General features: G+C 68.9%; 22 protein-coding genes. 19 read left to right on the top strand and 3 right to left on the bottom strand.

Features of this window, described 5'->3' with window-relative positions:
* Positions 1-9: 9 nt before the first annotated feature.
* On the bottom strand, positions 10-1,245 hold the full coding sequence (locus tag ODE13_RS00705; RefSeq protein WP_322477544.1) for a heparan-alpha-glucosaminide N-acetyltransferase domain-containing protein: 1,236 nt from the start codon (positions 1,243-1,245) through the stop codon (positions 10-12).
* A gap of 19 nt (positions 1,246-1,264) precedes the next feature.
* Here ODE13_RS00705 and dapA point away from each other — a divergent pair, with 19 nt between their 5' ends.
* The 13 genes from dapA to dapF all read left to right on the top strand — a co-directional run bounded on the left by dapA (position 1,265) and on the right by dapF (position 16,011).
* Positions 1,265-2,227: a 4-hydroxy-tetrahydrodipicolinate synthase gene (dapA, locus tag ODE13_RS00700; RefSeq protein WP_322477543.1), complete on the top strand. Its 963-nt coding sequence runs from the start codon at positions 1,265-1,267 to the stop codon at positions 2,225-2,227.
* A gap of 173 nt (positions 2,228-2,400) precedes the next feature.
* The gene (locus ODE13_RS00695; protein ID WP_179543193.1) at positions 2,401-4,035 is read left to right on the top strand and encodes a ribonuclease J; all 1,635 of its coding nucleotides are present in this window, start codon (positions 2,401-2,403) and stop codon (positions 4,033-4,035) included.
* Between the two features lie 127 nt (positions 4,036-4,162).
* Positions 4,163-7,324 carry an FtsK/SpoIIIE family DNA translocase gene (locus ODE13_RS00690; protein WP_322477542.1) on the top strand — a complete coding sequence of 1,054 codons (3,162 nt, stop codon included), beginning with the start codon at positions 4,163-4,165 and terminating at the stop codon, positions 7,322-7,324.
* 55 nt (positions 7,325-7,379) lie between these two features.
* Positions 7,380-8,006, top strand: a complete 627-nt coding sequence (gene pgsA / locus ODE13_RS00685; RefSeq protein ID WP_322477541.1) for a CDP-diacylglycerol--glycerol-3-phosphate 3-phosphatidyltransferase — start codon at positions 7,380-7,382, stop codon at positions 8,004-8,006.
* A 48-nt stretch (positions 8,007-8,054) separates the two neighbouring features.
* Entirely contained in the window at positions 8,055-8,840 is a 786-nt protein-coding gene (locus ODE13_RS00680) for a nicotinamide-nucleotide amidohydrolase family protein (protein ID WP_322477540.1), read from the top strand.
* A gap of 135 nt (positions 8,841-8,975) precedes the next feature.
* Positions 8,976-9,422: a helix-turn-helix transcriptional regulator gene (locus ODE13_RS00675; RefSeq protein WP_322477539.1), complete on the top strand. Its 447-nt coding sequence runs from the start codon at positions 8,976-8,978 to the stop codon at positions 9,420-9,422.
* Between the two features lie 110 nt (positions 9,423-9,532).
* Positions 9,533-10,075, top strand: a complete 543-nt coding sequence (locus ODE13_RS00670) for a MarR family winged helix-turn-helix transcriptional regulator (protein ID WP_179542414.1) — start codon at positions 9,533-9,535, stop codon at positions 10,073-10,075.
* Positions 10,076-10,141: 66 nt separating this feature from the next.
* The gene (locus ODE13_RS00665) at positions 10,142-10,360 is read left to right on the top strand and encodes a DUF3046 domain-containing protein (protein ID WP_179542415.1); all 219 of its coding nucleotides are present in this window, start codon (positions 10,142-10,144) and stop codon (positions 10,358-10,360) included.
* Positions 10,361-10,600: 240 nt separating this feature from the next.
* Positions 10,601-11,650, top strand: a complete 1,050-nt coding sequence (gene recA, locus ODE13_RS00660; protein WP_322477538.1) for a recombinase RecA — start codon at positions 10,601-10,603, stop codon at positions 11,648-11,650.
* An 8-nt stretch (positions 11,651-11,658) separates the two neighbouring features.
* The gene (locus ODE13_RS00655; protein WP_322477537.1) at positions 11,659-12,399 is read left to right on the top strand and encodes a regulatory protein RecX; all 741 of its coding nucleotides are present in this window, start codon (positions 11,659-11,661) and stop codon (positions 12,397-12,399) included.
* Between the two features lie 93 nt (positions 12,400-12,492).
* A complete protein-coding gene (gene miaB / locus ODE13_RS00650; protein ID WP_416210520.1) occupies positions 12,493-14,046 on the top strand; it encodes a tRNA (N6-isopentenyl adenosine(37)-C2)-methylthiotransferase MiaB in 1,554 nt (517 codons plus the stop codon).
* A gap of 4 nt (positions 14,047-14,050) precedes the next feature.
* The gene (gene miaA, locus ODE13_RS00645) at positions 14,051-15,010 is read left to right on the top strand and encodes a tRNA (adenosine(37)-N6)-dimethylallyltransferase MiaA (protein WP_322477536.1); all 960 of its coding nucleotides are present in this window, start codon (positions 14,051-14,053) and stop codon (positions 15,008-15,010) included.
* A 29-nt stretch (positions 15,011-15,039) separates the two neighbouring features.
* On the top strand, positions 15,040-16,011 hold the full coding sequence (gene dapF, locus ODE13_RS00640; protein WP_322477535.1) for a diaminopimelate epimerase: 972 nt from the start codon (positions 15,040-15,042) through the stop codon (positions 16,009-16,011).
* 58 nt (positions 16,012-16,069) lie between these two features.
* On the opposite strand, the gene ODE13_RS00635 is transcribed toward dapF, so the two are convergent.
* Positions 16,070-16,693, bottom strand: a complete 624-nt coding sequence (locus tag ODE13_RS00635; RefSeq protein WP_179542420.1) for a methyltransferase — start codon at positions 16,691-16,693, stop codon at positions 16,070-16,072.
* Positions 16,694-17,133: 440 nt separating this feature from the next.
* Between ODE13_RS00635 and hflX the strand changes: the two genes are divergently transcribed.
* Positions 17,134-18,897, top strand: coding sequence for a GTPase HflX (gene hflX / locus ODE13_RS00630; protein WP_322477534.1), 1,764 nt, complete (start codon positions 17,134-17,136; stop codon positions 18,895-18,897).
* A complete protein-coding gene (locus ODE13_RS00625) occupies positions 18,894-20,939 on the top strand; it encodes an ATP-dependent DNA helicase (protein ID WP_322477533.1) in 2,046 nt (681 codons plus the stop codon). The genes hflX and ODE13_RS00625 overlap by 4 nt, the downstream gene beginning before the upstream one ends.
* Before the next feature lie 25 nt (positions 20,940-20,964).
* Here ODE13_RS00625 and lexA read toward each other — a convergent pair whose 3' ends face one another.
* Entirely contained in the window at positions 20,965-21,753 is a 789-nt protein-coding gene (gene lexA, locus ODE13_RS00620; RefSeq protein ID WP_322477532.1) for a transcriptional repressor LexA, read from the bottom strand.
* Positions 21,754-22,051: 298 nt separating this feature from the next.
* Between lexA and ODE13_RS00615 the strand changes: the two genes are divergently transcribed.
* From ODE13_RS00615 to hisH, 4 genes are all read left to right on the top strand, one after another.
* Complete coding sequence (locus tag ODE13_RS00615) at positions 22,052-22,462, top strand: LysM peptidoglycan-binding domain-containing protein (protein ID WP_322477531.1); 411 nt, start codon at positions 22,052-22,054, stop codon at positions 22,460-22,462.
* Positions 22,463-22,550: 88 nt separating this feature from the next.
* Positions 22,551-23,696: a histidinol-phosphate transaminase gene (locus ODE13_RS00610; protein WP_322477530.1), complete on the top strand. Its 1,146-nt coding sequence runs from the start codon at positions 22,551-22,553 to the stop codon at positions 23,694-23,696.
* A 133-nt stretch (positions 23,697-23,829) separates the two neighbouring features.
* Positions 23,830-24,447 carry an imidazoleglycerol-phosphate dehydratase HisB gene (gene hisB, locus ODE13_RS00605; protein WP_322477529.1) on the top strand — a complete coding sequence of 206 codons (618 nt, stop codon included), beginning with the start codon at positions 23,830-23,832 and terminating at the stop codon, positions 24,445-24,447.
* Positions 24,447-25,085, top strand: coding sequence for an imidazole glycerol phosphate synthase subunit HisH (hisH, locus tag ODE13_RS00600; protein WP_322477528.1), 639 nt, complete (start codon positions 24,447-24,449; stop codon positions 25,083-25,085). The genes hisB and hisH overlap by 1 nt, the downstream gene beginning before the upstream one ends.
* Positions 25,086-25,093: the final 8 nt, after the last annotated feature.

Raw genomic sequence — 25,093 nt, 5'->3', positions numbered from 1 at the left:
CGTGACGGCTCATTGCGGCCGGCGTCCGGCCACACCGACTCCGGCGGCGTGGGTCACCGCCTCCAGGGGGCCGCGGCGTCCCAACAGCTGCTGCAGCGTCCCGCCGGCCAGCGCCGCCAGCACGAGCGACACCATGATCTCCGTGGAGCCGATCGCGTCGGTGTGGAGCAGGCCGCCCTCGTCGCGCCAGAGGTGCAGCACCACCAGATGCCCCACATAGAGGGTCAACGGCATCGCTCCGGCGCCCACCACCGGGGCGGCCAGCCGGCCCAGCCGGTCGGTCACCAGCAGGCACACCCCCAGCACCAGCAGGGAGGTCCCCACGGTGTGCAGCACATCCATCGAGGTCCCGGAGTGCGGGGTGGCGAGCAGGAACCAGCGGTCGTCCTCGATGATCGGCAGCAGGGTGCCGGTCTGCAGCTCTCCACGCACCTCCGGCTCGGGCAGCCCCGAGGTCCTGGCCAGATCCGAGACCACCTCGCTGGTGACCAGCGTGAGCTGGCCCACCAGCCAGCTGGAGGCGGCCAGCAGCGCCCCGACGACGGCCAGGCGCACCGCCACCGCCGTCTCGGTCAGGCGCAGCCGGCCGACGGCCATGCCGGTGAACAGGTACGCCGGCCAGATGAGCAGCGGGTAGTAGCCCGTCACTGCGAGGTCCATCGCGAGCAGCTCAGGCTGGAGCAGGTCGGCGAAACCGGGGGAGTGCCACAGCCGCCAGGTCACGGCGAACCCTTCGATGTCCTCGGCGAGCCCGGTGTAGACCCAGCGGAAGGCGAGCGGCGCGAGCAGCACCCACCCGGCGGCCAGACCCAGCAGCGGCTTCACGCCCAGGGACAGGAACGGCAGGGCCAGGAGGAACAGCACCCCGTAGTGGACCAGGATGATCGCCACGGAGGTCTCCAGGGCCGCGACGGCGAGACCGATGACCATGATCAGCAGGGCCCGGACGGCCACCACCTTCCGGTTCCAGACCACCCGCTCGCGTGAGCCCGCGCCGGCGGCACCGCCGCTGAGCAGTGCCAGTCCGACGCCGGCCAGCAGGGCGAACAGCGCCGAGGGACGACCGGTGAACAGCCAGCCGGCGAGCGTCGGATCGCCGGTGAACTCGTCGGTGGTGCTGATGACATGCACGGTCATCATGCCCAGGAGCGCGAGGCAGCGTGCGGCGTCGACGCCGGAGATGCGTGAGGTGCGCCTGGTGGGGCCGCGACGCGGCGACGCACCGGCGGTGCTGGGGCTGTCCACAGACGGTAGGCTACTGCCCATGGCGAGCGACAACGAGCTGACACACGAGTTCGACCTCCACCTCACTGAGGGCGAGGTCAAGCACCCGGACCAGACTGACCCGTTCTTCGGGCATCTCATCACCGCGATGGTCACGCCCTTCACCAAGGATGACCGGGTCGACTACGAGGCCTTCGAGGCGCTCGCCGTGAAGCTCGTGGACGAGGGCAACGACTCGCTCGTGGTCTCCGGAACCACGGGGGAGACCTCCACGCTGGAGGACCATGAGAAGGAAGGGCTGGTCCGGGCCGCGAAGTCCGCCGTCGGCGACCGTGCGAAGGTCATCGCCGGCACCAGCACCAACCACACCTCCCACGATCTGGAGATGGCCCGGCGCGCCGAGCGAGCCGGCGCCGACGGGCAGCTGGTGGTCACCCCGTACTACAACAAGCCCAGCCAGGACGGCGTGCTGGCCCACTATCAGGCGGTCGCCGATGCTGCGGACCTGCCGCTGATGATCTATGACATCCCCGGACGCTCCGGTATCGCCATCGAGACCGAGACGATCCTCAGGCTCGCCGAGCACCCGCACATCATGTCGCTCAAGGACGCCAAGAACGACATCACCGCCACCACCGAGGTGCTCACCAAGACCGAGCTGGAGGTCTACTCCGGCGACGACCAGAACGTGCTGGCCTGGATGGCCATGGGTGCGGTCGGCGTCGTCTCGGTGACCTCCCACGTGGCCTGCCCGCACTTCCGCCGGATGATCGACTCGCTGCTGAATTATGACCTCAAGGAGGCCCGCATCGTCCACGGCGAGCTCGGCCCGGTCATCCGCGGCATGATGACCCGGGTCCAGGGTGCGGTCTCCTCGAAGCTGGTGCTCGACTGGCTGGGCTTCCCCATCAACGCCGACGTGCGCCTGCCGCTGGTCCAGGCCAACGCCCATGAGAAGGAACTCGTGCTCGCGGACCTCCGTGAGGCCGGCTGGAACCTCTGAACGGTCGTCCGATCGGCCGGCGCAGGTTGACAGCTGCTCGTTCTAGGTGGCGGAGCCATCCAGGACGTACGCTCGATGACAGACTCTGACATATCCGACACACCCGACCCAGGAGGTCCACCACCTTGGCACCACAGCGCCTGATCACCCCGCCGAAGCTGAAACCGGGCACGATGCGCATCGTGCCCCTGGGCGGGCTTGGAGAAGTCGGGCGCAACATGGCGGTCTTCGAGATCGACGGCAAGCTCCTCATCGTCGACTGCGGTGTGCTCTTCCCCGAGGAGGAGCAGCCCGGCGTGGACCTGATCCTGCCGGACTTCAGCTACATCGAGGACCGGCTGGACGACGTCGTCGGCGTGGTGCTCACCCACGGCCACGAGGACCACATCGGGGCCGTGCCGTACCTGCTGCGCCGGAAGCCGGACATCCCGCTGATCGGTTCCACGCTGACTCTGGCCTTCATCGAGGCGAAGCTGGCCGAGCACCGGATCAAGCCCTACACCCTCGAGGTGACGGAGGGCGACGTCGAGGAGTTCGGACCCTTCGAGTGCGAGTTCGTGGCAGTCAACCACTCCATCCCGGATGCGCTGGCGGTGTTCATCCGCACCGAGGCCGGCAGCGTCCTGCACACCGGTGACTTCAAGATGGACCAGCTTCCGCTGGACGGCCGGATCACCGACCTGCGCCACTTCGCCAAGCTGGGCGAGGAGGGCGTGGACCTGTTCCTGACCGACTCCACCAACGCTGACGTCCCCGGGTTCACCACCCCGGAGAAGGAGATCGGTCCGACCCTGGACCAGCTCTTCGGCACCTCCAGCCGGCGGATCATCGTCGCCTCGTTCTCCTCCCACGTCCACCGTGTTCAACAGGTGCTCGACGCCGCCCACGCGCACAACCGCAAGGTGGCCTTCGTGGGGCGCTCCATGGTGCGCAACATGGGCATCGCCTCGAAGCTGGGCTACCTGGACGTGCCGGAGGGCATCCTGGTGGACATGAAGAAGGTGGACAACTACCCCGACTCCGAGGTGGTCCTGATGTCCACCGGCTCACAGGGTGAACCGATGGCCGCGCTCTCGCGCATGGCCAACGGCGACCACCAGATCCAGGTGGGGGCGGGTGACACGGTCATCCTGGCCTCCTCCCTGATCCCGGGCAATGAGAATGCGGTCTTCCGAGTGATCAACGGGCTGCTCAAGCTCGGCACCGATGTCATCCACAAAGGCACGGCCAAGGTCCACGTCTCCGGGCACGCCTCGGCCGGCGAGCTGCTCTACTGCTACAACATCGTGCGGCCGAAGAACGTGATGCCGGTGCACGGGGAGACCCGTCACCTGATCGCCAACGGCAAGCTGGCCGTGGAGACCGGCCTGGACCCCGAGCGGGTGCTGCAGTGCGAGGACGGCTCCGTGGTGGACCTGCGCGACGGCGTCGCACGTGTCACCGGTCAGATCGAGTGCGGCTACGTCTACGTGGACGGCTCCTCCGTCGGAGAGATCACCGACGCCGACCTCAAGGATCGCCGCACGCTCGGCGAGGAGGGCTTCATCTCGGTGGTGACCGTGGTGAACAGGCAGACCGGGCAGATCGTCTCCGGCCCCGACATCCACGCCCGCGGCGTCGCCGAAGAGGACAAGGTCTTCAAGGAGATCAAGGCGAAGATCGCCCGGGCGCTCACCGAGGCCATCCAGGAGAACCGGGAGCACACCACACACCAGCTGCAGCAGATCGTGCGCCGCACGATCGGCTCGTGGGTCAGCCGCAAGCTGCGCCGCAAGCCGATGATCGTCCCGGTGATCGTCGAGACCTGATCCGCACCGCGGAACCACGGAGGGCAGGGGCGCCGGGCGCACCTGCCCTCCGGTGTTCCCGGGGCGATTCGGCCCAAAGGTGTGGCCATCACGCTGATCGGGGCGCGCTCGCGGTAAGTTGGCTGGCATGGCGACACGTACTTCCCCCTCGCGCGCCGCCAGCACGGACGGACGAAAGAAGAAGTCCGCCTCAGCTGCTGCCAGCCGCGCGAAGACGTCGAAGAAGAGCTCCACCACCGCCCAGGACCCCGAACGGGGCAACCTGGCGGCCTCCGCGCTGCGCGGCCTCTGGATGGCCTTCGCCACTCCGGTGGCCTCCGCAATCCGCGGAATGGGCCGTCAGGTGAAGGTGCACCCCGAGGATCGTCGTGACGGCGCCGCGCTGGTGTTCATCCTGCTGGCGCTGGTCACCGCCGTCGTCGACTGGTGGGGCGTGCGCCAGCACGACCACTGGAGCATCGCCGTCGTGCACAACGGCACGGCCGGCACCTTCGGCTGGGCCTCGGCCCTGCTGCCGGTGGTGCTGCTGATCACCGCGGTGCGCTACATCCGTCATCCGCAGGAGCATGAGGGCAACGGCCGCGTCGCCATCGGTCTGACCCTCATCCTCTGCTCCGCGGCAGGCCTGGCCCATCTGGCCCATGGCACGCCCGCGCTCAACGCCGCCTTCGAGTCGATGCTCGCTTCCGGGGGGATCATCGGCTACCTGGCCACCGTGCCGCTGGCCAGCCTCATCACCCCCTACCCGGTGTGGGCGGTCCTCTCCCTGGTGCTGCTCGCCGGGATCCTGGTCCTCACCGACACCCCCCTGCGCCGCATCCCGCAGCGTGTCGCCGTGGCCAAGGGGTACCTGGTGGGCGAACGGCCAGAGCCGCTGCCCGAGACCAAGCCGCTCGCCGAGGAGGCTACCGAGGACAAGAACGCCCGGAAGCCACGCCGCTCCCGTGCCCAGCACGCCGCACCGGCTGAGGAGGCCGAGATCTTCGAGGACTCTGAGGAGCGCCCGAAGAAGGGCCTGCTCTCCCGGATCCTCGGCACCAGGAACGCCGGCGAGGCCCAGGAGGGGGAGCAGTTCGGCTCCGACTCGTCAGCCGACGAGGCTTCCATGGCGCAGGCCGGCGACGGCGCCTACGACAGCCCCGTCCTCGAAGAGGGCACCACGCCCGCCGCACCGGCCGTGCCTCCGGGCGTGCGACGCCCCACCGCCCAGGAGCTGGCCATCCAGCGTGCCCGCGGGAAGGCCGCCGAGTCCGGGCAGGCGCCCGGGACGGCAGGTCAGGAGGACGCCGCCTCCGAGGGTGCGCCCGTGCAGCCGGCACCGCAGCCTGCTGCCGCTCACGCCCCTCAGCCGGCCGCCGTCAGTCCGACCGCGGCACCGGCCGAGACCCCGGCTCCTGCCTCGGCCTTGCCGGTGCGTTCGGAGCAGCTCGAGCTGGCCGGAGACGTCACCTACACCCTGCCCGATCAGGCCATCCTGCCTTCCGGCCCGCCGCCGAAGGAGCACACCTCGGCCAACGACGAGATCGTCGAGGCCCTGAACCAGACCTTCTTCCAGTTCAAGGTCGACGCCCGGGTCACCGGCTTCTCCCGCGGTCCGACGGTCACCCGCTATGAGGTGGAGCTGACTCCGGGCACCAAGGTGGAGAAGGTCACTTCGCTGGAGAAGAACATCTCCCTGGCCGTGGCCTCCAACGAGGTCCGCATCCTCAGCCCCATCCCGGGCAAGTCGGCCATCGGCATCGAGATCCCGAACAAGGACAAGGAAGTCGTGGCCCTGGGCGACGTCCTGCGCTCCAACGCGGCACGCAAGACCGAGCACCCGATGGTGATGGGCGTGGGCAAGGACATCGAGGGCGGGTACGTGGTGGCCAACCTCGCGAAGATGCCCCACCTGCTGGTGGCCGGAGCCACCGGTGCGGGTAAGTCGGCCTTCGTGAACTCGATGGTCACCTCGGTGCTCATGCGTGCCACCCCGGACGAGGTCCGCATGGTGATGGTGGATCCCAAGCGTGTGGAGCTCACCGCCTACGAGGGCGTGCCCCACCTGGTGACGCCCATCATCACCGAGCCGAAGAAGGCCGCCGAGGCGCTGCAGTGGGTGGTCAAGGAGATGGACAACCGCTATGACGACCTCGCGCACTTCGGCTACAAGCACGTCGACGACTTCAACAAGGCTGTGCGGGCCGGGAAGATCCAGCTGCCGCCGGACTCCAAGCGGGATCTGCGCCCCTACCCGTACCTGCTGGTGATCGTCGATGAGCTCGCCGACCTGATGATGGTCGCCCCGCGCGACGTCGAGGACTCCATCGTCCGCATCACTCAGCTGGCCCGTGCCGCGGGCATCCACCTGGTGCTGGCCACCCAGCGCCCCTCGGTGAACGTGGTCACCGGCCTGATCAAGGCCAACGTGCCCTCTCGGATGGCCTTTGCGACCTCCTCGGCCACCGACTCCCGCGTGGTGCTGGACTCAGTGGGCGCGGAGAAGCTGCTGGGCCAGGGTGACGCCCTGTTCCTGCCGATGGGCATGAACAAGCCGATGCGTGTGCAGGGCGCCTGGGTCAACGAGTCCGAGGTCCACTCGGTGGTCGAGCATGTGAAGTCCCAGCTGAAGGCGCAGTACCGTGAGGACGCCGTCGCCGCCATGGAGCCGAAGAAGCGGGAGATCGACGCCGACATCGGCGACGACCTGGACCTGCTCCTGCAGGCCACCGAACTGGTGGTCACCACCCAGTTCGGCTCCACCTCGATGCTGCAGCGCAAGCTGCGCGTGGGCTTCGCCAAGGCCGGGCGGCTGATGGACCTGATGGAGTCCCGCGGCGTCGTGGGGCCCTCGGAGGGATCCAAGGCGCGCGATGTGCTGGTCGTCCCGGAGGAGCTGCCTGGAGTGTTGGCGACCCTCCGTGGGGAGGAGCCTCCCACAGCGGCACCGTCCGAAGACCCGCCCGAAGCCTACGAGGGCGCCCCGGTGGACCTCGAGCCGGCGGCCGGCGTCGCGACCGGCATCCCTGCCGAGACCGGGCCCACGCAGGCCGCTCCGCAGCAGCCTGCCCAGGTCAGCGAGCAGGCCCGCCCGGCGAGCACCGAGCACGCAGAGACCGGCCCTGTGCGGCCGCAGCCCGGCCGAGGAGCGCCGCCCGCCGGGGGATCCACGATGTCCGGGCTGAGCTCGGCCGATCTGATCGCGCGGGACCTGGCCGAGCGCACTGCCGCGCTCCCCGAGGCGAGGGACTATCATGACGGGCACGACTCCACCACCGCGGAGGACGCCTGGCAGCTCACCGGACGGTGACCTGTCGGGCGCCAGTCCCGGGCCTGCCTCCCGACCCGCCGAGAAGAGGAGCCGCGTGAGCTCGTCCACCCGAGATCAGCCGAACCCCGAAGAACCGCCGCCGGTGCTGAACATCGCCAACGCGCTCACGATGCTGCGCATCGTGCTGGTGCCGCTGTTCGTCTGGTTCCTGCTGCTCGATGCCGCTCCCGGTGCCGAGGGCGGGTTGGAGGCGACCAACGGCGGCTGGCGCTGGGCCGCGGCAGGCCTGTTCGCCGCGGCCATGATCACCGACAAGATCGACGGTGACCTGGCCCGCGCGCGGAACCTCGTCACCGACTTCGGCAAGATCGCCGATCCGATCGCGGACAAGCTGCTCATCGGCGGTGGTCTGGTGATGCTCTCTGTGCTGGGCGAGCTGCCCTGGTGGGTGACCATCGTCATCCTGGCTCGGGAGCTGGGAGTCACGGTGCTGCGCATGGTGGTCATCCGATACGGCGTCATCCCGGCCTCCCGGGGAGGCAAGCTCAAGACGGTGCTGCAGGCGGCAGGGCTGCAGCTGATGCTGCTCCCGCTGGTGGTCATCGCCGGTTGGCTGGCCGACGTCGCATTCTGGATCGTGATGGCGGCCCTGGTCGTCACCGTGCTCACCGGCGTCGATTACGTGCTCTCGGCACTGCGGCTGCGTCGCGCGGCGCGCTGAGCCCTGACAGTCGAGATCTGAGACCGAGACCCCTAGGAGGCCCAGTTCATGGCCCGAGGAGAGCAGGACGCACCGGAGGGCAGCCGCGGGGAGACCGCCGGAGGCGTCGAGGCCCATTGGCAGGAGCCCGAACCCGTGCGTGCCCACCGCCCCGACCCGGACGTGGCCCATGAGCGGTGGACCCAGGACGGCCAGGACATCTCCGGCGAGGCCGGGCAGATTGCGGACGCGGCCGAGCGGCGCACCGATCCGGTGGAGATCATCCAACGTTGCGCCCATCGCGGGCTCACCCTGGCCACGGCCGAGTCGCTGACCGCCGGCTCGCTGGCGGCCCGCCTGGCCGACGTCCCCGGTGCTTCTGCGGCGCTGCGCGGCGGAGTGATCGCGTACTGCAATGCGGTGAAACAGGGACTGCTGGGGGTGGATGAGGATCTGCTGGAGTCCCGTGGCGCCGTCGACCCCGCCGTCGCGGCGTCCATGGCTCGCGGGGCGGCCTCGGCGACCGGCTCCGTGCTGGGGGTGTCCACCACCGGTGTCGCGGGTCCGGAGCCTCATGAGGGCAAGGAGGTCGGCACCGTGTACGTGGGGCTGGCCTGCAGGAAGTCCGCCGCCCAGCGGTTCGGGCTGCGGTTGCCCGAGGCCTGCGAGGTCGACGATCATGAGTCCTCCGCCGAAGGGGCGCCCGACACGGGGGAGGACTGGATCTCGGGTGCGGTGCTGCTCGATCTCGACGGTGACCGGGCCGCCATCCGGGACGCTTCAGTGGAGGCAGCGCTTAAACTGGTGGAGGAGCTTCTGCTCACAGAACCTCCAGGATTCACCGATCCCCGCTAGAGTGGGGAACAAAATCCGGGCGGATCGGGTTATCCCCCGGTGAAGCGTCTGCATCGCACCGTTCCTGGTGAGGGCCAGCACCTGACCGAGGGGCAGACGCATGAGGGCCATCGGAGTCCACGAAGGAGAAAGTCCATGGTGAGACAGCCAGTCACCGTCAACGGCATCACCCGTTGGAAAGACCTGGACCTCGACGCCGCACCGGCCGCCGAGTCCAAGGAGGCCAAGGCTGTGGTCCTGCGCCAGGAGATCGGAGATGTCCTGCGCAGCATCCGGCAGGCCGAAGGCCGCACGCTGCGAGACGTCTCGCACGGCGCGCGCGTCTCGCTGGGCTACCTGTCTGAGGTCGAACGCGGACAGAAGGAAGCCTCGTCCGAGCTGCTGGCGTCGATCTGCGCCGCGCTGGACGTGCCGCTCTCGGCGATGCTGGGCCAGGTGGCCGAGCGCGTCGCAGCGGCTGAAGGGCTGCATGTGCCGGACACCGTGCCCACCGAGTTCCAGCGCGAGTTCGGCCACAGCGTGGTGCCCGACGGCATCCCCGAGGAGTTCACCCAGGAAGAGTTCGCCCGCAGCTGCGGCTGAACCGATCAGAACGTCCGCGCACGGAGGGCCGTCCCATCGCGGGAGGGCCCTCCGCCGTGTGTGTGCCCGGGTGTCCGAGGTCTGCGCCTCGACCCTTTAGACTGAAGTGCATGGATACGCCCGAGCGCCCTGCCCTGGTCCGCGAGCTGGAGCGTGAGTTCAACCGGCTCTTCGTACGTCGTCGGTTCAACGCCCTGCAGCTCGCCCGTCGGATCGACCCGGAGATCGAACCTGCCTCCTATTCGGTGCTGGCCACCCTGCAGAACGAAGGCCCTGCGCGGATGACCTCCATCGCGCGGCATCTGGGGATCGGCAAGCCCACGCTCTCCCGGCAGCTGACCACTCTGGTCTCTCGCGGATGGGTGAGCAAGGAGACCGATCCCGCCGACGGCCGGGCCCAGACCGTCTCGCTGACCGCGGAGGGTCGTGAGCGCCTCGAGACCGCTCAGCAAGAGCGTGCCGACCGCTACCTGATGATGCTCCAGGCCTGGAGCCAGGACGAGATCGAGACCCTCAGCACCCTGGTCGCCAAGCTGAACCGCACCTATGCGGAGCATGACCCGGCCGGCCCGGGCCTGCCCAGATCAGACCAGGATCCGCAGGGCAGCGCCCAGCCCTCCGCCGGGGATGGCGCGGCCATCGGAGATGAATGAGCGCCACCCGGTGCTCGTGAGAAGTGACGACACCTGCGCGGCGCGCCGCCGGAGAGGACGCTGTTCATGCAGCTGAGCAGATTCTGGTTCCTCATGGAGGGTGAGTTCGGCTCCGGCTATGCGCGCGTGCTGGCGGGCTCGCTCGTGCTCAGCGGCTATCAGAAGACGGCCTCCGAGGCCCTCGAGGCCGGAGTGAGGCCGCGCGACGTCTGGGATGCGGTCTGCGATCAGCAGGAGGTCCCCGAGACCCGGCGGCTCGGCCGCGATATCCCGCCCAAGCGCTGAGCGGCACGCCGCCGGACAGGCGGCGACACGCGCGAGCTCTTCGAAGCTATGTTCGAGGCCCTGGGGTAATGTTCTCCACAGAAGGTGTCGCATACGGAGTCCGCCACGCCCGACGGTCCACAGCTCAACGCCGCGCGCAGAGACGTGTCAGAGGTGGTGCGTAGTGTCGGAGGCGTCATCACGGCACCGCATCGCACCGGTGCGAGACAACCAGCACAGACGACGTCACAGAGGTGAACCATGGCAGTCAGCCCAGACCGGGAGAAGTCGCTCGAAGCGGCCCTGGCCCAGATCGACAAGCAGTACGGCAAGGGATCGGTGATGCGGCTCGGGGATGAGACCCGAGCCCCGATCGAGACCATCTCCACCTCGTCCATCGCCATGGATGCCGCGCTCGGCATCGGTGGCTTCCCTCGCGGACGAGTCGTCGAGATCTATGGCCCGGAGTCCTCCGGCAAGACCACCGTGGCGCTGCATGCGGTGGCCAATGCACAGAAGAACGGCGGCATCGCGGCGTTCATCGACGCGGAGCACGCCCTGGATCCCACCTACGCCGAGAAGCTGGGGGTGGACACCGACGCCCTGCTGGTCTCCCAGCCGGACACCGGTGAGCAGGCCCTGGAGATCATGGACATGCTGGTCTCCTCGGGGTCGCTGGACATCGTCGTCATCGACTCCGTGGCCGCACTCGTGCCGCGCGCCGAGATCGAGGGCGAGATGGGCGACAGCCACGTCGGCCTGCAGGCCCGGCTGATGTCCCAGGCGCTGCGCAAGATCGCCGGGCGGCTGTCCCAGACCAAGACCACCGCCATCTTCATCAACCAGCTTCGGGAGAAGATCGGAGTGTTCTTCGGTTCACCGGAGACGACCTCCGGCGGCAAGGCGCTGAAGTTCTACTCCTCGGTCCGGGTGGACGTGCGCCGCATCGAGACCCTCAAGGAGGGGACGAACGCGGTCGGCAACCGCACCCGCGCCAAGATCGTGAAGAACAAGATGGCCCCGCCGTTCAAGCAGGCCGAGTTCGACATCCTCTATGGCGAGGGGATCTCTCGTGAAGGCGGGCTGATCGACGTCGGCGTGGAGAACGGTCTGGTGAAGAAGTCCGGCGCCTGGTTCACCTATGACGGTGATCAGCTGGGTCAGGGCAAGGAGAAGGCGCGTCACTTCCTCAAGGACAATCCGGACCTCGCCGATGAGATCGAGCGTCGGATCCGGGAGAAGCTGGGCATCATCGGCCTGCCGTCCGAGGAGGACGGCCCCTCGCTGAAGGCCGTCGACGGCCCCGCCTGAGCTGACAGATGAGTGCCAGCGAGGATCCCGCGTCCGCACCTCAGACCGAGGACCACCAGCGGGACACCATCGATGCGTTGAAGGAGGCCCTCGCCCGGATCGAGGCGGGGGACTCGCCGTCGTCCATGGATCGGGCCGAGGAGGCCGCCCCCGTCGGGTCTGGGTCGGCGACGGCTCCGGCGCCAGGCTCCCCGGCGGAGCCTCCTCTGTCCCTGGGCACGGAGGCTCCCGCTGAAGGGAACGAGCGTGACCGGGCGCGGAATCTGGTGCTGCGCAAGCTCACCGGCTCTGCCAAGAGCCGCCACCAGCTGGCTGAGGCGCTCCGTGAGAAGGATTTCTCCCAGGAGGTCATCACGTCGGTGCTGGACCGCCTGGAAGAGGTCCAGCTGATCGATGACGCCGCCTTCGCCCGGATGTGGATCCGCACCCGCCACGAGACCCGCGGTCTCGGACGCAGCGCGCTGCGTCGGGAGCTCAAGGACCGCGGCATCGCCGAGGAGACGGCCGAGGAGGCCCTGGAGCAGCTCAGCGACGCTGATGAGGCCTCGGCCGCCAGGGAACTGATCGCCAAGAAGATGCGTGGGGTGACCGTGCCGCCGGGGCAGGACGCCGCCGCCCGCAAGGAACGGGAGAAGCACACCCGCCGCCTGGTGTCCATGCTCGCGCGGCGCGGCCACAGCCCGGGGGCCGCGTTCCAGCTGGTCCGTGAAGCGCTGGATGAGCACACCGCCGGTGGTGCGGGCGTGTGAACCCGCCACCGCGGGGGCGTAGAATTGACCGGCACCGCGGGTCACACCGCGCCCGAGTCCGAGACTGCCCCCGTGAGATCTGCGAGCGTGACGATGACCGAGACGACCCTGGACCGCACACAGCCGGCGTCGGCCCGCGAGCCCTCGGGCGAGCAGCCGGGGAAGGTCCGCACCTACGACGTGCGCACCTTCGGCTGCCAGATGAACGTCCACGACTCCGAACGCATCTCCGGGCTCCTGGAGAACGCCGGCTACATCGCCGCGGAGGAGCACGCCACTCCGGACCTCGTCGTCTTCAACACCTGCGCAGTGCGGGAGAACGCGGACAACAAGCTCTACGGCCACCTCGGAAACCTGCGCGCCACCAAGCGTGACCACGAGGGCATGCAGATCGCAGTCGGCGGCTGTCTGGCACAGAAGGACCAGAACGCGGTGCTGGAGAAGGCCCCGTGGGTCGACGTCGTGTTCGGGACCCACAACATCGGCTCGCTGCCGACGCTGCTGGAACGCTCCCGGCACAACCAGGACGCGCAGATTGAGATCTTGGAGTCCCTGGAGACCTTCCCCTCCACACTTCCCACCAAGCGTGATGCGGTCTACTCCGGCTGGGTGTCCATCTCCGTGGGCTGCAACAACACCTGCACGTTCTGCATCGTGCCCTCGCTGCGAGGCAAGGAACGTGACCGGCGGCCCGGTGAGATCCTCGCCGAGGTGCAGGCGCTGGTCGAGGACGGAGCCGTGGAGGTGACCCTGCTCGGGCAGAACGTGAACACCTACGGTGTCGAGTTCGGTGACCGTGGGGCCTTCGCGAAGCTGCTGCGCGCCTGCGGGGAGATCGAAGGCCTCGAGCGCGTCCGTTTCACCAGTCCGCACCCGGCCTCCTTCACCGACGACGTCATCGACGCCATGGCGGAGACGCCCAACGTGATGCCGCAGCTGCACATGCCGCTGCAATCCGGCTCGGACACCGTGCTGAAGTCCATGCGACGGTCGTACCGGTCCAAGAAGTTCCTCGGGATCCTGGACAAGGTCCGCGCACGGATGCCGCACGCGGCCGTCACCACTGACATCATCGTAGGCTTTCCCGGCGAGACCGAGGAAGACTTCCAGGACACCATGCGCGTGGTCGAGGCATCCCGCTTCTGCTCCGCCTACACCTTCCAGTACTCGGCCCGCCCCGGCACACCGGCGGCCACCATGGAGGACCAGATCCCCAAGCAGGTGGTCCAGGAGCGCTTCGAGCGACTGATCGCGCTGCAGAACCGCATCACCGCGGAGGAGAACCAGAGGCAGATCGGCACCGTGCAGGAGCTGCTGGTCACCGCAGACTCCGGGTCCAAGGGGTCAGAGACGGGACGACGCTCCGGGCGGGCCCCGGACAACCGTCTGGTGCACTTCTCCGTGCCCACCGGCGCACCGGAGCCACGGCCGGGGGACTTCGTGACCGTGTCCATCACTGACGCCGGCTCCTATCACCTGCTGGCCGATCCGACGTCTGTCGAGGAGTTCAGGCTGCGGCGTTCCCGGGCCGGCGACGCCTGGGACCGCGCACAGGCCGAGTCCTGCGGCGTGGGCACGACGCAGGTGGGCGGTGAGCAGCCCGGGGCCGTCTCCTTGGGCATGCCGACGCTGCGCCCGAACGGCTGAGCCCGTGGCCGCCGCGCAGTCGGAGCTGCCGCTGATCGTCGTCGTAGGCGCCACCGCCACCGGCAAGTCGGCGCTCGGCGTGGAGCTGGCCCATCGACTCGGCGGAGAGGTCGTCAACGCTGACTCCATGCAGCTCTACCGAGGAATGGACATCGGCACCGCCAAGGTGACCGACGAGGAGCGCCGCGGGGTGCCGCACCACCTGCTCGACGTCCTCGATGTCACCCAGGAGGCCTCGGTGGCCGTCTACCGGCTGCGGGCTCGGGAGATCATCGCGGAGATCCGGGGGCGCGGCCGCGTGCCTGTGCTGGTCGGGGGGTCCGGGCTCTACGTGCGGGCCGTCATCGACTCCATCGAGTTCCCGCCCACTGACCCGCAATTGCGCAGCGTGCTCACCCAGCGTCTGGAGGACACCGGGCCGGATCCGCTGCGGGAGGAACTGCGTGAGATCGATCCTGAGTCCGCAGCCGCCGTCCAAGATGACCGCCGTCTGATCCGGGCTCTGGAAGTCGTTCGGCTGACCGGACGCAGCTTCTCCTCCTTCATGCCGCAGCGGCTTCACGAGCCCCAGCTGGAGCCGGTGCGGCAGATCGGTCTGCGCATGCCCCGCGCTCTGCTTCGCGAGCGCATCGAGACGCGCGTGCAGCGGATGGCCGCCGGCGGGCTGCTCGAGGAGGTCCGCACATTGGCCCTCGCAGGGCTGCGCCAGGGTCGAACGGCGTCCCGGGCCATCGGATATCAGCAGTTTCTCGCCGTCCTGGACGGTCAGCTCACCCAGAGGGAGGCGATCGAGGAGACCGTGGCCTCCACCCGACGCTTCGCGAAGCGCCAGGACACCTGGTTTCGCGCCGATCCTCGGATCAGCTGGCTGGATGTGGACATGGACGCCGAGGACGTCGTCGGCGAGCTGGCCGAGCGGGCACAGGCCGCGCTGCAGGAAGTGGATCGCAGCTTCAGACGTTGAACCTCACCGGAACTGATCCCACCCATCCCATGCTCAGGAAGGCAGCCACCGTGGCCCATCACCTCTCCGCACTCGACGCGCTGAGCGGCGCCCGATTCACCAAGGCCCACGCGACGGGCAATGACTTCGTGATGCTCTCGGACCCTGACGGCTCCCTGGAGATCACGCCTGGGGCCGTCCGTGCCCTGTGCGATCGCCACCAGGGGGTCGGAGGCGACGGGCTGATCCGTGCGGTGCCCGCTCGGCTCGCCGCGGAGACGCGGCAGCTGCTCGAGGAGGAGGACCAGCTCTCCGACGCCGAGGTCGAGATGCTCTGGTTCATGGACTATTGGAACGCCGACGGGTCGGTGGCGGAGATGTGCGGCAACGGTGTGCGCGCCTTCGCGAACTTCCTGATCTCCGAAGGCCTCGTGGAGCTCGCCGAGGGGGAGGAGCTGCCCCTGGTCACCCGGGCCGGCATGCGCACGGTGCGCCGAGTCCCCGAGGGCTACGCCATCGGCATGGGCATCTGGTCCTTCATCGACCCGGAGCTCGCCCAGGCCAACGCCTCGGACTCCCTGGTCATCGCCCAGGGGCTCACTGATCCGCGCCCGGCGCTGAGCATCTCCCTGGGCAACCCCCACACGGTGGTGGCTCTGCCGGAGGAGGAGGTCCTGGAGGCCCTGGAACTCCATGCGGCGCCGCAGGTGGATCCGGTGCCACCGCAGGGCACCAATGTGGAGTTCGTGGTCCCCTCAGATCCGCTGGTGGTCGACGGTGAGGGGCAGGTGCGCATGCGCGTGCACGAACGCGGGGTCGGCGAGACGCTGTCCTGCGGCACCGGAGCCTGTGCGGCCGCCGCCGCAGTGCGGGTCTGGGCCGCCGAGGACGGAGTCGACACGTGGACCGTCCAGGTGCCCGGAGGTGAGGTCCGCGTGCGTTTCCTGGCCCGACAGGACGGTGCCGAAGACGTGGAGCTCTCCGGCCCAGCGGAGAACGTCTTCGCCGGCACCCTCGCCTGAACGGGCGCGGCCTCCATGACTCGGGGACGGCTCAGGAAAGGCTCAGCCCCGGGCCGGCTCAGCCCTGATCGCGCCGCACCCGCAACAGACGGAAGCCCTTGGAGGTCTCGGGGCGGTCAGCCTCGAAGTCGTCGCCGACCGCGGCGAGCATCGAGCGGATCCAGGTCAGCAGCGAGTCCGCACCCAGGTTCTTCTGCACCACGAGCCAGGCTTCGGCGTCGTCGGCGAGCCGGGGCAGCCACAGCTCCAGCAGCTCGTGCAGGACGGCCTTGCCCACCCGGATCGGCGGGTTGGACCAGATGGTGGTGAATCGGACCCCGGAGGGAACCTCCTCCGGGGACATGACTCGCACATTGTCCAGGCCCAGCCGCTGCGCGTTCTCGGCGCACAGCTCCCGGGATCGTTCGTTGACGTCCACGGCCCAGACCGTCGCCTCCGGTGCGCGCAGCGCCAGAGTGAGGGCGATCGGGCCCCAGCCGCAGCCGATGTCGAGCAGGTGACCCTCACGGGCCGGATCCGGCACGTGCTTCAGCAGCACCGCCGTTCCCTTGTCGATGCCGTCCGGGGAGAAGATCCCGCCGGCGGTCACCACGGAGACCTGTCGGCCGGCCAGCTCGACGTCGACCTCGCGGCGTCGCGCCGATCCCGAGGGGGTGGTGGAGAAATAGTGCTGAGAGCTCACAGGGTGATGCTATCGCCTCAGCCCGACAGGGGATTCGCCGTCGGGGCCAGAACCCCGTAAACTTGGTGAGCATGTGGATTCCTCACCCCTGATGCTCCCGTGAGCAGCGGCCTCCTGGTCGCCCACGGTCGAGCGCGCAGGCCTCATCGGTCGATGCCCGCCTGCCATCACCCTGCACGAGCTCTGGCCCGCCGTCTGCCCGACGTGCCCGCCGGCCGGAGATGACCATCACGTCTCGAATCCGCATCCCTCTCCACGCGCCGGAGGACTGATCCTCCACAGCGGGTGCCCTGCCCAGGTCGCACTGCACAGCTGGCGGCCTCCGCTAGTGCCGCCGCAGCGCAGAGCCGTAGGATGGAAGGACCCTTCTGGGGGCCGGCCGGAGTCGAGATCCGGTACACAGGGACCCGTCGCTGACCGGCGGTCCCGACAAGGAGATCATGACGAACACCCATCAGGACAACACCACACCCAGCACCGGAGATGAGCAGCACGAGGACATCACGCCCGCTGCCGCAGCCGTCTCCGGTGACCAGGCCTCGGTCGATGCCACCATCGAACGCATCTTGGCCGCCGACGAGGCTCGCGCAGAGACGGTCACCCGCTCTGCCCGGACCCGTTTCGTCGCCGACCCTGCGCATCGTCGTGACGGAGAGGCCGTCGGGACCGACCGCCGATCTGTGCTGGACGGGCAGGCTCGGGAGCTCTCGGACCTGCGGACCCAGCACACCGAGGCCGACGGAGATCAGTTCGATCTGCTCGAGCGGCGCTCGCTGCGCCGCGTGGAGGGCCTCTCCACCGAGCTGGAGGACGTCTCCGAGGTCGAATACCGGCAGCTCCGCCTGGAGCGGGTCGTGCTGGCCGGTCTGTGGAGCGACGGGCCCATCGCCGAGGCGGAGCACTCGCTGCGCGAACTCGCAGCCCTGGCCGAGACCGCCGGATCCACCGTGCTGGACGGCTTCGTCCAGCGGCGCGCCACTCCCGATCCCGGCACGTTCTTCGGCTCCGGCAAGGCGGAGCAGATTCGCCAGGCCGTCGCCGAGCTCGGTGCGGACACGGTGGTCGTCGACTCTGAGCTGGCCCCGTCACAGCGGCGCGGGCTCGAGGACATCGTGAAGGTCAAGGTCATCGATCGCACAGGCCTGATCCTGGACATCTTCGCCCAGCACGCCAAGTCCCGGGAGGGCAAGGCTCAGGTGGAGCTGGCCCAGCTGGAGTATCTGCTTCCACGGCTGCGCGGCTGGGGTGAATCGATGTCCCGGCAGGCCGGTGGACAGGTCGGAGGCGCCGGCGCGGGCATGGGATCCCGCGGTCCCGGTGAGACGAAGATCGAGCTGGACCGTCGGCGCATCAACACGCGGATGGCGAAGCTGCGCAAACAGATCGCTGGGATGAAGCCTGCGCGTGACGCCAAGCGGGCCAATCGCAGGCGCAATGCGGTGCCCTCAGTGGCGATCGCCGGATACACCAACGCCGGGAAGTCCTCCCTGCTGAACCGCCTCACCGACGCCGGAGTCCTCGTGGAGAACGCCCTGTTCGCCACGTTGGACCCCACGGTGCGCAAGGCTGTCACCCCGGACGGGATCGGCTACACCCTCTCGGACACGGTCGGCTTCGTCCGGCAGCTCCCCACCCAGCTGGTGGAGGCCTTCCGCTCCACACTGGAGGAGGTCGCCGACGCCGACCTGATCCTGCACGTCGTGGACGCCTCGCATCCGGAGCCGGAGGGGCAGATCAGCGCGGTCCGCAAGGTCCTCGCTGATGTCGACGCCCACGAGGTGCCGGAGATCATCGTGCTCAACAAGGCGGACATGGCCGACGACGTCGTCATCGAACGGATCCGTCGCCGGGAGCGGCGCACCGTGCTCGTCTCGGCGCACACCGGCCAGGGAGTCGACGATCTGCGGGAGCTGATCAGCGAGTCGATCCCGCGTCCGGACGTGGCGCTGGAGCTGCTGGTGCCCTACGCCGCCGGGGACCTCGTCTCTCGGCTGCACGGCTCCGATGCAGAGATCCTGAGCACCGAGTATCAGGCCGAGGGCACCCGGATGAGCGTGCGGGTCCGGCCGGAGCTGGCCGCCGAGCTGCAGGAGCACGTCGTGGCCGGTGGTCACACCGCTTTGGGGGAAGCGCCCTCTGAAGATCCGGACGCTGAAGATCCGGACGCTGACGCCGAGGCGACGGACGAGCCGGGCGCTGCATGAGCGCGGAGGCGCCGACCACCCAGTCCACCGGGCATCTGCGGTCGACCACGTTGCTCGAGCACGCCGTGACCGCTATGGGCGGCGTGCATCGGGAAGGTCAGGTCGACATGGCACGCCATGTCGACCATGCCCTGCGACGGCGGCGGCACCTCCTCGTGCAGGCGGGCACCGGGACGGGCAAGTCACTGGCCTACCTGGTGCCCGCCGTCGTGCATGCGCTGGACAGCGAGCGTCCGGTGCTGATCTCTACGGCGACCCTGGCGCTGCAGGCGCAGATCATGGGCCGGGACCTGCCGCGCCTGCTGGAGCAGCTGGGGGACGAGCTTGACCAGGGGGTCAGCATCGCCCTGGTCAAGGGGCGTGCCAACTACCTCTGCAAGCACAAGCTCGAGGGCGGGTTCCCTCAGGAGGATGAGGAGCAGGCGCTGTTCTCCTTCGGCGACGAGCCCGCCGGTGAATCCGCCCCGGAGCCCGGCTCTCGGTTGGGTCGGGAGGTCGTGCGGCTGCGCGAGTGGGCCGAGGAGACGGAGACGGGAGATCGTGATGACCTCCCTGAGGGGGTCTCGGACAAGGCCTGGCGGCAGGTCTCGGTCAATGCTGTGGACTGCATCGGACCGCGACGATGCCCGATGGCCTCGGAGTGCTTCTCCGAGCTCGCCCGCGAGCGTGCTGTGGACGCTGATCTCGTGGTCACCAATCACGCGATGCTGGCCATCGACGCCTTCGAGGGTCTGCAGGTGCTGCCCGAACATGACGCGGTCATCATCGACGAGGCCCATGAGCTCGCTGACCGGGTGACCTCCGCCGTCACAGCGCAGCTGTCTGCGCAGATGATCCAGACGGCGGCGAACTCGCTGCGCCGGCACACGTCGCTCAGCGGGGAGGATCTGCAGGCTGCGGCCATCGCCGTCGACGCCGCCTTCCACGCCAAGGAGTCCGGACTGCTGGCACGTGGGCTGGACCCTCAGCAGACCCAGGCCCTCGAGATCGCCCGCAACGCGGCCCGCACGGCCCTCTCGGACAGCAAGCCCTCCGGAGACTCCGACGGCGACACCGGTCGCTCCACGGCTCGGGCCCGGGTGCAGGCGGTCCAGGAGACCGCGGAACGGATGCTGCAGTCTCCGGAGACCCCGGACGTCATCTGGCTGACCAGACCTGGAAGCTTCACCCCAGGAGTGGGATACCGCGAGGCCGACATCACCGAGCCGCCGGTCGTGAACGTGGCTCCCACCTCGGTGGCCGGACGGCTCCGCGAGGGACTCTTCGGTGACAGGACTGTGATCCTGACCTCGGCGACGCTCACCATCGGAGACAGCTTCGAACCCGTCGCCGGCGCGCTGGGGCTGGGTGGGGAGAAAGCCCCTGCCTGGGATGGCGTCGACGTCGGCAGCCCATTCGAGTACCCGAAACAGGGGGTGCTCTATGTGGCGAAGCATCTGCCGGCTCCGTCGCTGAAGACCGCCGACCAGCAGCGTGATGAGCTTGCTGAGCTCATCGAGGCCTCACGCGGGGCGACGCTGGCGCTGTTCTCCTCGCGCCGTGCGGCGGAGGAGGCGGCCGAGGACCTGCGTGAGCGGCTGGACGTGCCGATCCTCTGTCAGGGAGACGCCACGATGTCGTCACTGGTGCGGGAGTTCGCCGCGGACGAGGAGACCTGCCTGTTCGGCACCATGGGCCTCTGGCAGGGTGTCGACGTCCCGGGCCGATCCTGCCGACTCGTGGCGATCGACAGGATCCCCTTCCCCCGACCCGACGATCCGCTGATGAGCGCGCGCACCCAGGAGGTGGCGCGCCACGGAGGCAACGGCTTCATGCAGGTGGCCGCCACTCACGCCGCCACGCGACTGGCCCAGGGCGCGGGGCGGCTGATCCGCAGCGCCGAAGACAGGGGAGTGCTGGCCATCCTGGACTCCCGGCTGGCCACGGCGCGTTACGGGGGCTTCCTGAAGAAGTCCATGCCGGACTTCTGGCCCACGGTCAGCGGAGACATCGCTCGAGGCGCGCTCCGCAGGTTGGCGGACCACCAGTCCAGCGAGGGCTGAGTCCGCGCGGACCTCCGTCCTTGGGTCAGAGGCTGCGCAGCACGGTGACGACCCGGCCCATGATGGTCGCCTCGTCGCCGAGGATCGGCTCGTAGCTGCGGTTCTGCGGCAGCAGCCACTGGTGCCCGTCGCGACGGCGCAGGGTCTTCACCGTGGCCTCATCGTCGAGCAGCGCTGCGACGATGTCGCCGTTCTCCGCCGTATGCTGCCGGCGGACCACCACCCAGTCGTCCTCGAAGATGCCGGCCTCAATCATCGAGTCACCACGGACCTGGAGCATGAACAGCTCACCCTCTCCGGTGAGCTGGCGGGGCAGAGGCATCACGTCCTCCACATGCTGCTCGGCCAGGATCGGGCCGCCGGCGGCGATGCGCCCGACCACCGGGATGTCAGCGGTCCGGCTGTCGGACTGCTCGCGATAGGCGTCCAGGTCCACCACGGCGCTGTCCACGGCGCGGCGGCGCTCCGCCGGCCCCTCTGAAGCCGGGGAGGTCTGCTCCGCGTCAGTGGGACCCTCAGCGGCCAGGAGGCGGCCTGAGGAGTCACGGATGACCTCCATGGCGCGCGGCTTCCCCGGGACTCTGCTCAGGTAGCCCATCTGCTGGAGACGAGCGAGCTGATGCGTCACCGAGGACAGCGACGCGAGGCCGCAGGCGTCCCCGATCTCACGCATCGACGGAGGATAGCTGCGCTCGGCGAGGGACTGCTGGATCACATCGACGATGCCGCGCTGCCGCTCGGTCAGGCGGGGAGCCTCCCCATGCGTCCGGTCCCGCGGCAGGTTGTTCTCAGCAGGTCGCTTCTCCACGGCCATGTCTCACGCCTCTCTCCGCAGGGTCTCATCGGGTTCGCGGCCGACTCCGGAACGTCACGAGGCCCAGAACGTGCAGTTCATGTCAGAGGGTCCTGATGGACTCTCCGACATGGACGCCCGATCGAACATCGCATCCGAAACTCGGTTCGAACATGTGGCTCAGGCTACGGGAACCGGGCGCCCGGGGCCAGCATATTCGAACGCATGTCTGGTCCCGCGTCGAACATGTGTGCTAGAAATAGAACACAGCTTCGAAGAGTCTTCGATGCCACAGTCAGTACGAGAGAGGTTCTTCCCCATGCGTCACTCGCACACCTCCTTCACCGCCCGTCCGGTCTCCGGTGCGGCTCACGCATCCGGCCCCCTTGCCTCGGTCGCTCTCGGGCGTTCCGGCATGACCCTGACTCGTCGGGGGCGGCTGCTGCTCATCGGCCTGCCGGCGCTCACTCTGCTGGCCGCCGCCCTGGTCGGACTCGCGCTGCTGGCCGGCAGCTTCGCCAACATGGCCCAGGCCTCGAGCCAAGAGCCCGCAGGTGTGGAGGCCGTCGAGGTCACGGTCGCCCCCGGGGACACGCTCTGGAGCGTCGCCTCGGAGCTGGACTCCGGCGAAGACGTCCAGGTCCTCATCGGGCAGATCGCGGAGCTGAACGACCTCTCCTCCTCGGAGCTGCACCCGGGGCAGACCCTCCACGTTCCGGTGCTGGACTGATCGTCCTGTGGCCGATGGGCGTGACGCACTGCGTCAAGCTCAGGCTCCACGGTGGGGGCGGGCCCAGCTCCGCGAGTAGGATGGGCGCGTGAAACCTCAGCAGAACGGGGCCGGCGCGACGCCGACGACGGAGAACCCTGACCGATCAGATCGTCTGGCGCGGCTGCCCCTCCGGGATGAGCTGCGCGGGCAGGAGCCCTACGGGGCCCCGCAGCTGACCGTGCGGGCCATGCTCAACGTCAACGAGACCACCTATGACGTCCCCGCGGACGTCGTGGACGCGATCACCACAGAGGTCCGGCTCGCCGCACAGTCCCTGAACCGTTACCCGGACCGCGAGTTCACCCGGCTGCGCGAGAAGCTCGCCGACTACCTGGGCCATGGGCTGAGTGCCGAGAACATCTGGGCGGCCAACGGGTCCAATGAGATCATGCAGCACATCCTGCAGGCCTTCGCCGGCCCGGGACGCTCCGTGCTGGCCTTCCCTCCCACGTATTCGATGTACCCGCTCTACGCCCGTGGGACCTACAGCGAGTACATCCCGGGCACTCGGGGGGAGGACTTCACACAGAGCGCTGCGGATGTCGCCCGGCAGATCCGTGAGCACCGCCCCCATGTGGTGATCCTCTGCTCTCCCAACAACCCGACCGGCACCGCGCTGGGGCTCGACGTCGTTGAGGCCGCCTATGCGGCCGCCCTTGAGGGCGACACCATGGTCGTCGTCGACGAGGCCTACGGGGAGTTCCGGCAGAACGGCACGCCCTCGGCGCTGGAGCTGCTGGCCGGACGGGAGCGGCTGATCGTCTCACGCACGATGAGCAAGGCCTTCGCCCTGGCGGGTGGACGGCTGGGCTACCTGGCCGCCGCGGAGGAGGTCACAGACGCGCTGCGGTTGGTGAGGCTTCCCTACCACCTCTCGGCGGTCACCCAGGCCACCGCGGAGGCGGCCCTGGACCACAGCGCGACGCTGATGGCCAACGTCGAGCGCATCAAGTCCCAGCGTGACCGCATCGTGGAGACGCTGAGCAGCTACGGGCTCACACCCGCTCCGTCGGATGCGAACTTCGTCTTCTTCGGCGGCCTGAGCGATGAGAAGGCCGCCTGGCAGCATCTCCTCGATGACGGCATCCTCATCCGCGACGTCGGCATCCCCGGCCACCTGCGGGTGACTGCCGGCACCGAGGAGGAGACGACCGCCTTCCTCGAGTCGCTGCGGCGCCATCTGGGGCGCTGACTCCGGGCCGTGGCGCGGGCGTCGCGTTCCAGCGTCTGAGACCGCTGTCGTGCACGCCGAGGCCTTCCACAGGGGTGCGTAGACTGGACCCCGGCGTCACCAGACCCACCCCCGTACCTCACGAGCAGGAGCCATGGGAGCAGAACTGATCTCGGGCCGCGCGGCCCAGATGGAACGAGTGACCTCAGAGTCCAGCGTGCGCGTCCGCATGGACCTCGACGGAACCGGCACGTCGAAGATCTCCACCGGTGTGCCGTTCTTCGACCACATGCTCACCGCCTTGTCGAAGCATTCGCTGATCGATCTGGAGATCGAGGCCAGCGGAGACACCCACATCGATGTCCACCACACCGTGGAGGATACCGCCATCGTCATCGGTGAGGTGCTGCGCACCGCCCTGGGTGACAAGGCGGGCATCCGCCGTTTCGGCGAGGCGACGGTCCCGCTGGACGAGGCGCTGGCGCAGGCGATCGTCGACGTCTCCGGCCGCCCGTATCTGGTCCACACAGGGGAGCCCGAGGGGCAGCAGTACCACCTGATCGGCGGCCATTTCACCGGATCGATGACCCGTCACGCCTTCGAGGCGATCACGTACCACTCCGGGATCTGCCTGCACATGCGTGTGCTGGCCGGACGGGATCCCCACCACATCGTGGAGGCGCAGTTCAAGGCTTTCGCCCGAGCTCTGCGTGCCGCGGTCGAGTCGGACCCGCGGGTGGAAGGCATCCCCTCGACCAAGGGAGCGCTGTGATGGCGAAGCCTGAGGTCGTCGTCCTGGACTACGGCTCCGGCAACGTCCATTCCGCGGTCCGAGCCTTGGAGCGCGTGGGCGCCCAGGTCACGTTGACCCGGGACACCCGACAGGTGCTCGACGCCGACGGGCTGGTCGTCCCGGGAGTGGGCGCCTTCGCCGCGGTGATGGAGGCCTTGACGTCCATCGACGCTCCACGCTGGATCGGACGTCGAGTCGCCGGCGGGCGCCCCGTGCTGGGAATCTGCGTGGGGCACCAGATCCTCTTCGAGCGCGGAGTAGAGCACGGGATCGCCGCCGAGGGAATGGGGGAGTGGCCGGGAGAGGTCACCGCCCTGCCGCAGGACGTGGTCGTCCCCCACATGGGGTGGAACACCGTCCGCCCGGCGCAGGACTCGGTGCTCTTCGACGGCATCGAGGACGAGCGCTTCTACTTCGTGCACTCCTATGCCGTCCAGCAGTGGGGCTTCGACCAGACCGTGGACGCCATGTCTGCGCCGAAGGTGACCTGGTCCCACCACGGGGCGGACTTCATCGCCGCCGTGGAGAACGGCCCGCTGGCCGCCACCCAGTTCCATCCGGAGAAGTCCGGCGACGCCGGCATGCAGCTGCTGAAGAACTGGATCGAGAGCCTCTGATCCGCTGG

Origin of the sequence: Nesterenkonia sp. HG001, assembly GCF_034438835.1 — a bacterium.
Classification (GTDB): Bacteria; Actinomycetota; Actinomycetes; order Actinomycetales; family Micrococcaceae; genus Nesterenkonia; species Nesterenkonia xinjiangensis.
This window is presented reverse-complemented; position numbering and strand designations above follow the sequence as displayed.

Bases quoted from the DNA above. Each gene is read 5' to 3' on its own strand.
- ODE13_RS00615 (WP_322477531.1), top strand. From the start codon at position 22,052: ATGCGTCACTCGCACACCTCCTTCACCGCCCGTCCGGTCTCCGGTGCG.
- ODE13_RS00665 (WP_179542415.1), top strand. From the start codon at position 10,142: ATGCAGCTGAGCAGATTCTGGTTCCTCATGGAGGGTGAGTTCGGCTCC.
- ODE13_RS00675 (WP_322477539.1), top strand. From the start codon at position 8,976: ATGGTGAGACAGCCAGTCACCGTCAACGGCATCACCCGTTGGAAAGAC.
- hisB (WP_322477529.1), top strand. From the start codon at position 23,830: ATGGGAGCAGAACTGATCTCGGGCCGCGCGGCCCAGATGGAACGAGTG.
- lexA (WP_322477532.1), bottom strand. From the start codon at position 21,753: ATGGCCGTGGAGAAGCGACCTGCTGAGAACAACCTGCCGCGGGACCGG.
- dapF (WP_322477535.1), top strand. From the start codon at position 15,040: ATGCTCAGGAAGGCAGCCACCGTGGCCCATCACCTCTCCGCACTCGAC.
- recA (WP_322477538.1), top strand. From the start codon at position 10,601: ATGGCAGTCAGCCCAGACCGGGAGAAGTCGCTCGAAGCGGCCCTGGCC.
- dapA (WP_322477543.1), top strand. From the start codon at position 1,265: ATGGCGAGCGACAACGAGCTGACACACGAGTTCGACCTCCACCTCACT.
- ODE13_RS00625 (WP_322477533.1), top strand. From the start codon at position 18,894: ATGAGCGCGGAGGCGCCGACCACCCAGTCCACCGGGCATCTGCGGTCG.
- ODE13_RS00680 (WP_322477540.1), top strand. From the start codon at position 8,055: ATGGCCCGAGGAGAGCAGGACGCACCGGAGGGCAGCCGCGGGGAGACC.
- ODE13_RS00695 (WP_179543193.1), top strand. From the start codon at position 2,401: ATGCGCATCGTGCCCCTGGGCGGGCTTGGAGAAGTCGGGCGCAACATG.
- miaB (WP_416210520.1), top strand. From the start codon at position 12,493: ATGACCGAGACGACCCTGGACCGCACACAGCCGGCGTCGGCCCGCGAG.
- ODE13_RS00670 (WP_179542414.1), top strand. From the start codon at position 9,533: ATGGATACGCCCGAGCGCCCTGCCCTGGTCCGCGAGCTGGAGCGTGAG.
- hisH (WP_322477528.1), top strand. From the start codon at position 24,447: ATGGCGAAGCCTGAGGTCGTCGTCCTGGACTACGGCTCCGGCAACGTC.
- hflX (WP_322477534.1), top strand. From the start codon at position 17,134: ATGACGAACACCCATCAGGACAACACCACACCCAGCACCGGAGATGAG.
- ODE13_RS00690 (WP_322477542.1), top strand. From the start codon at position 4,163: ATGGCGACACGTACTTCCCCCTCGCGCGCCGCCAGCACGGACGGACGA.
- ODE13_RS00655 (WP_322477537.1), top strand. From the start codon at position 11,659: ATGAGTGCCAGCGAGGATCCCGCGTCCGCACCTCAGACCGAGGACCAC.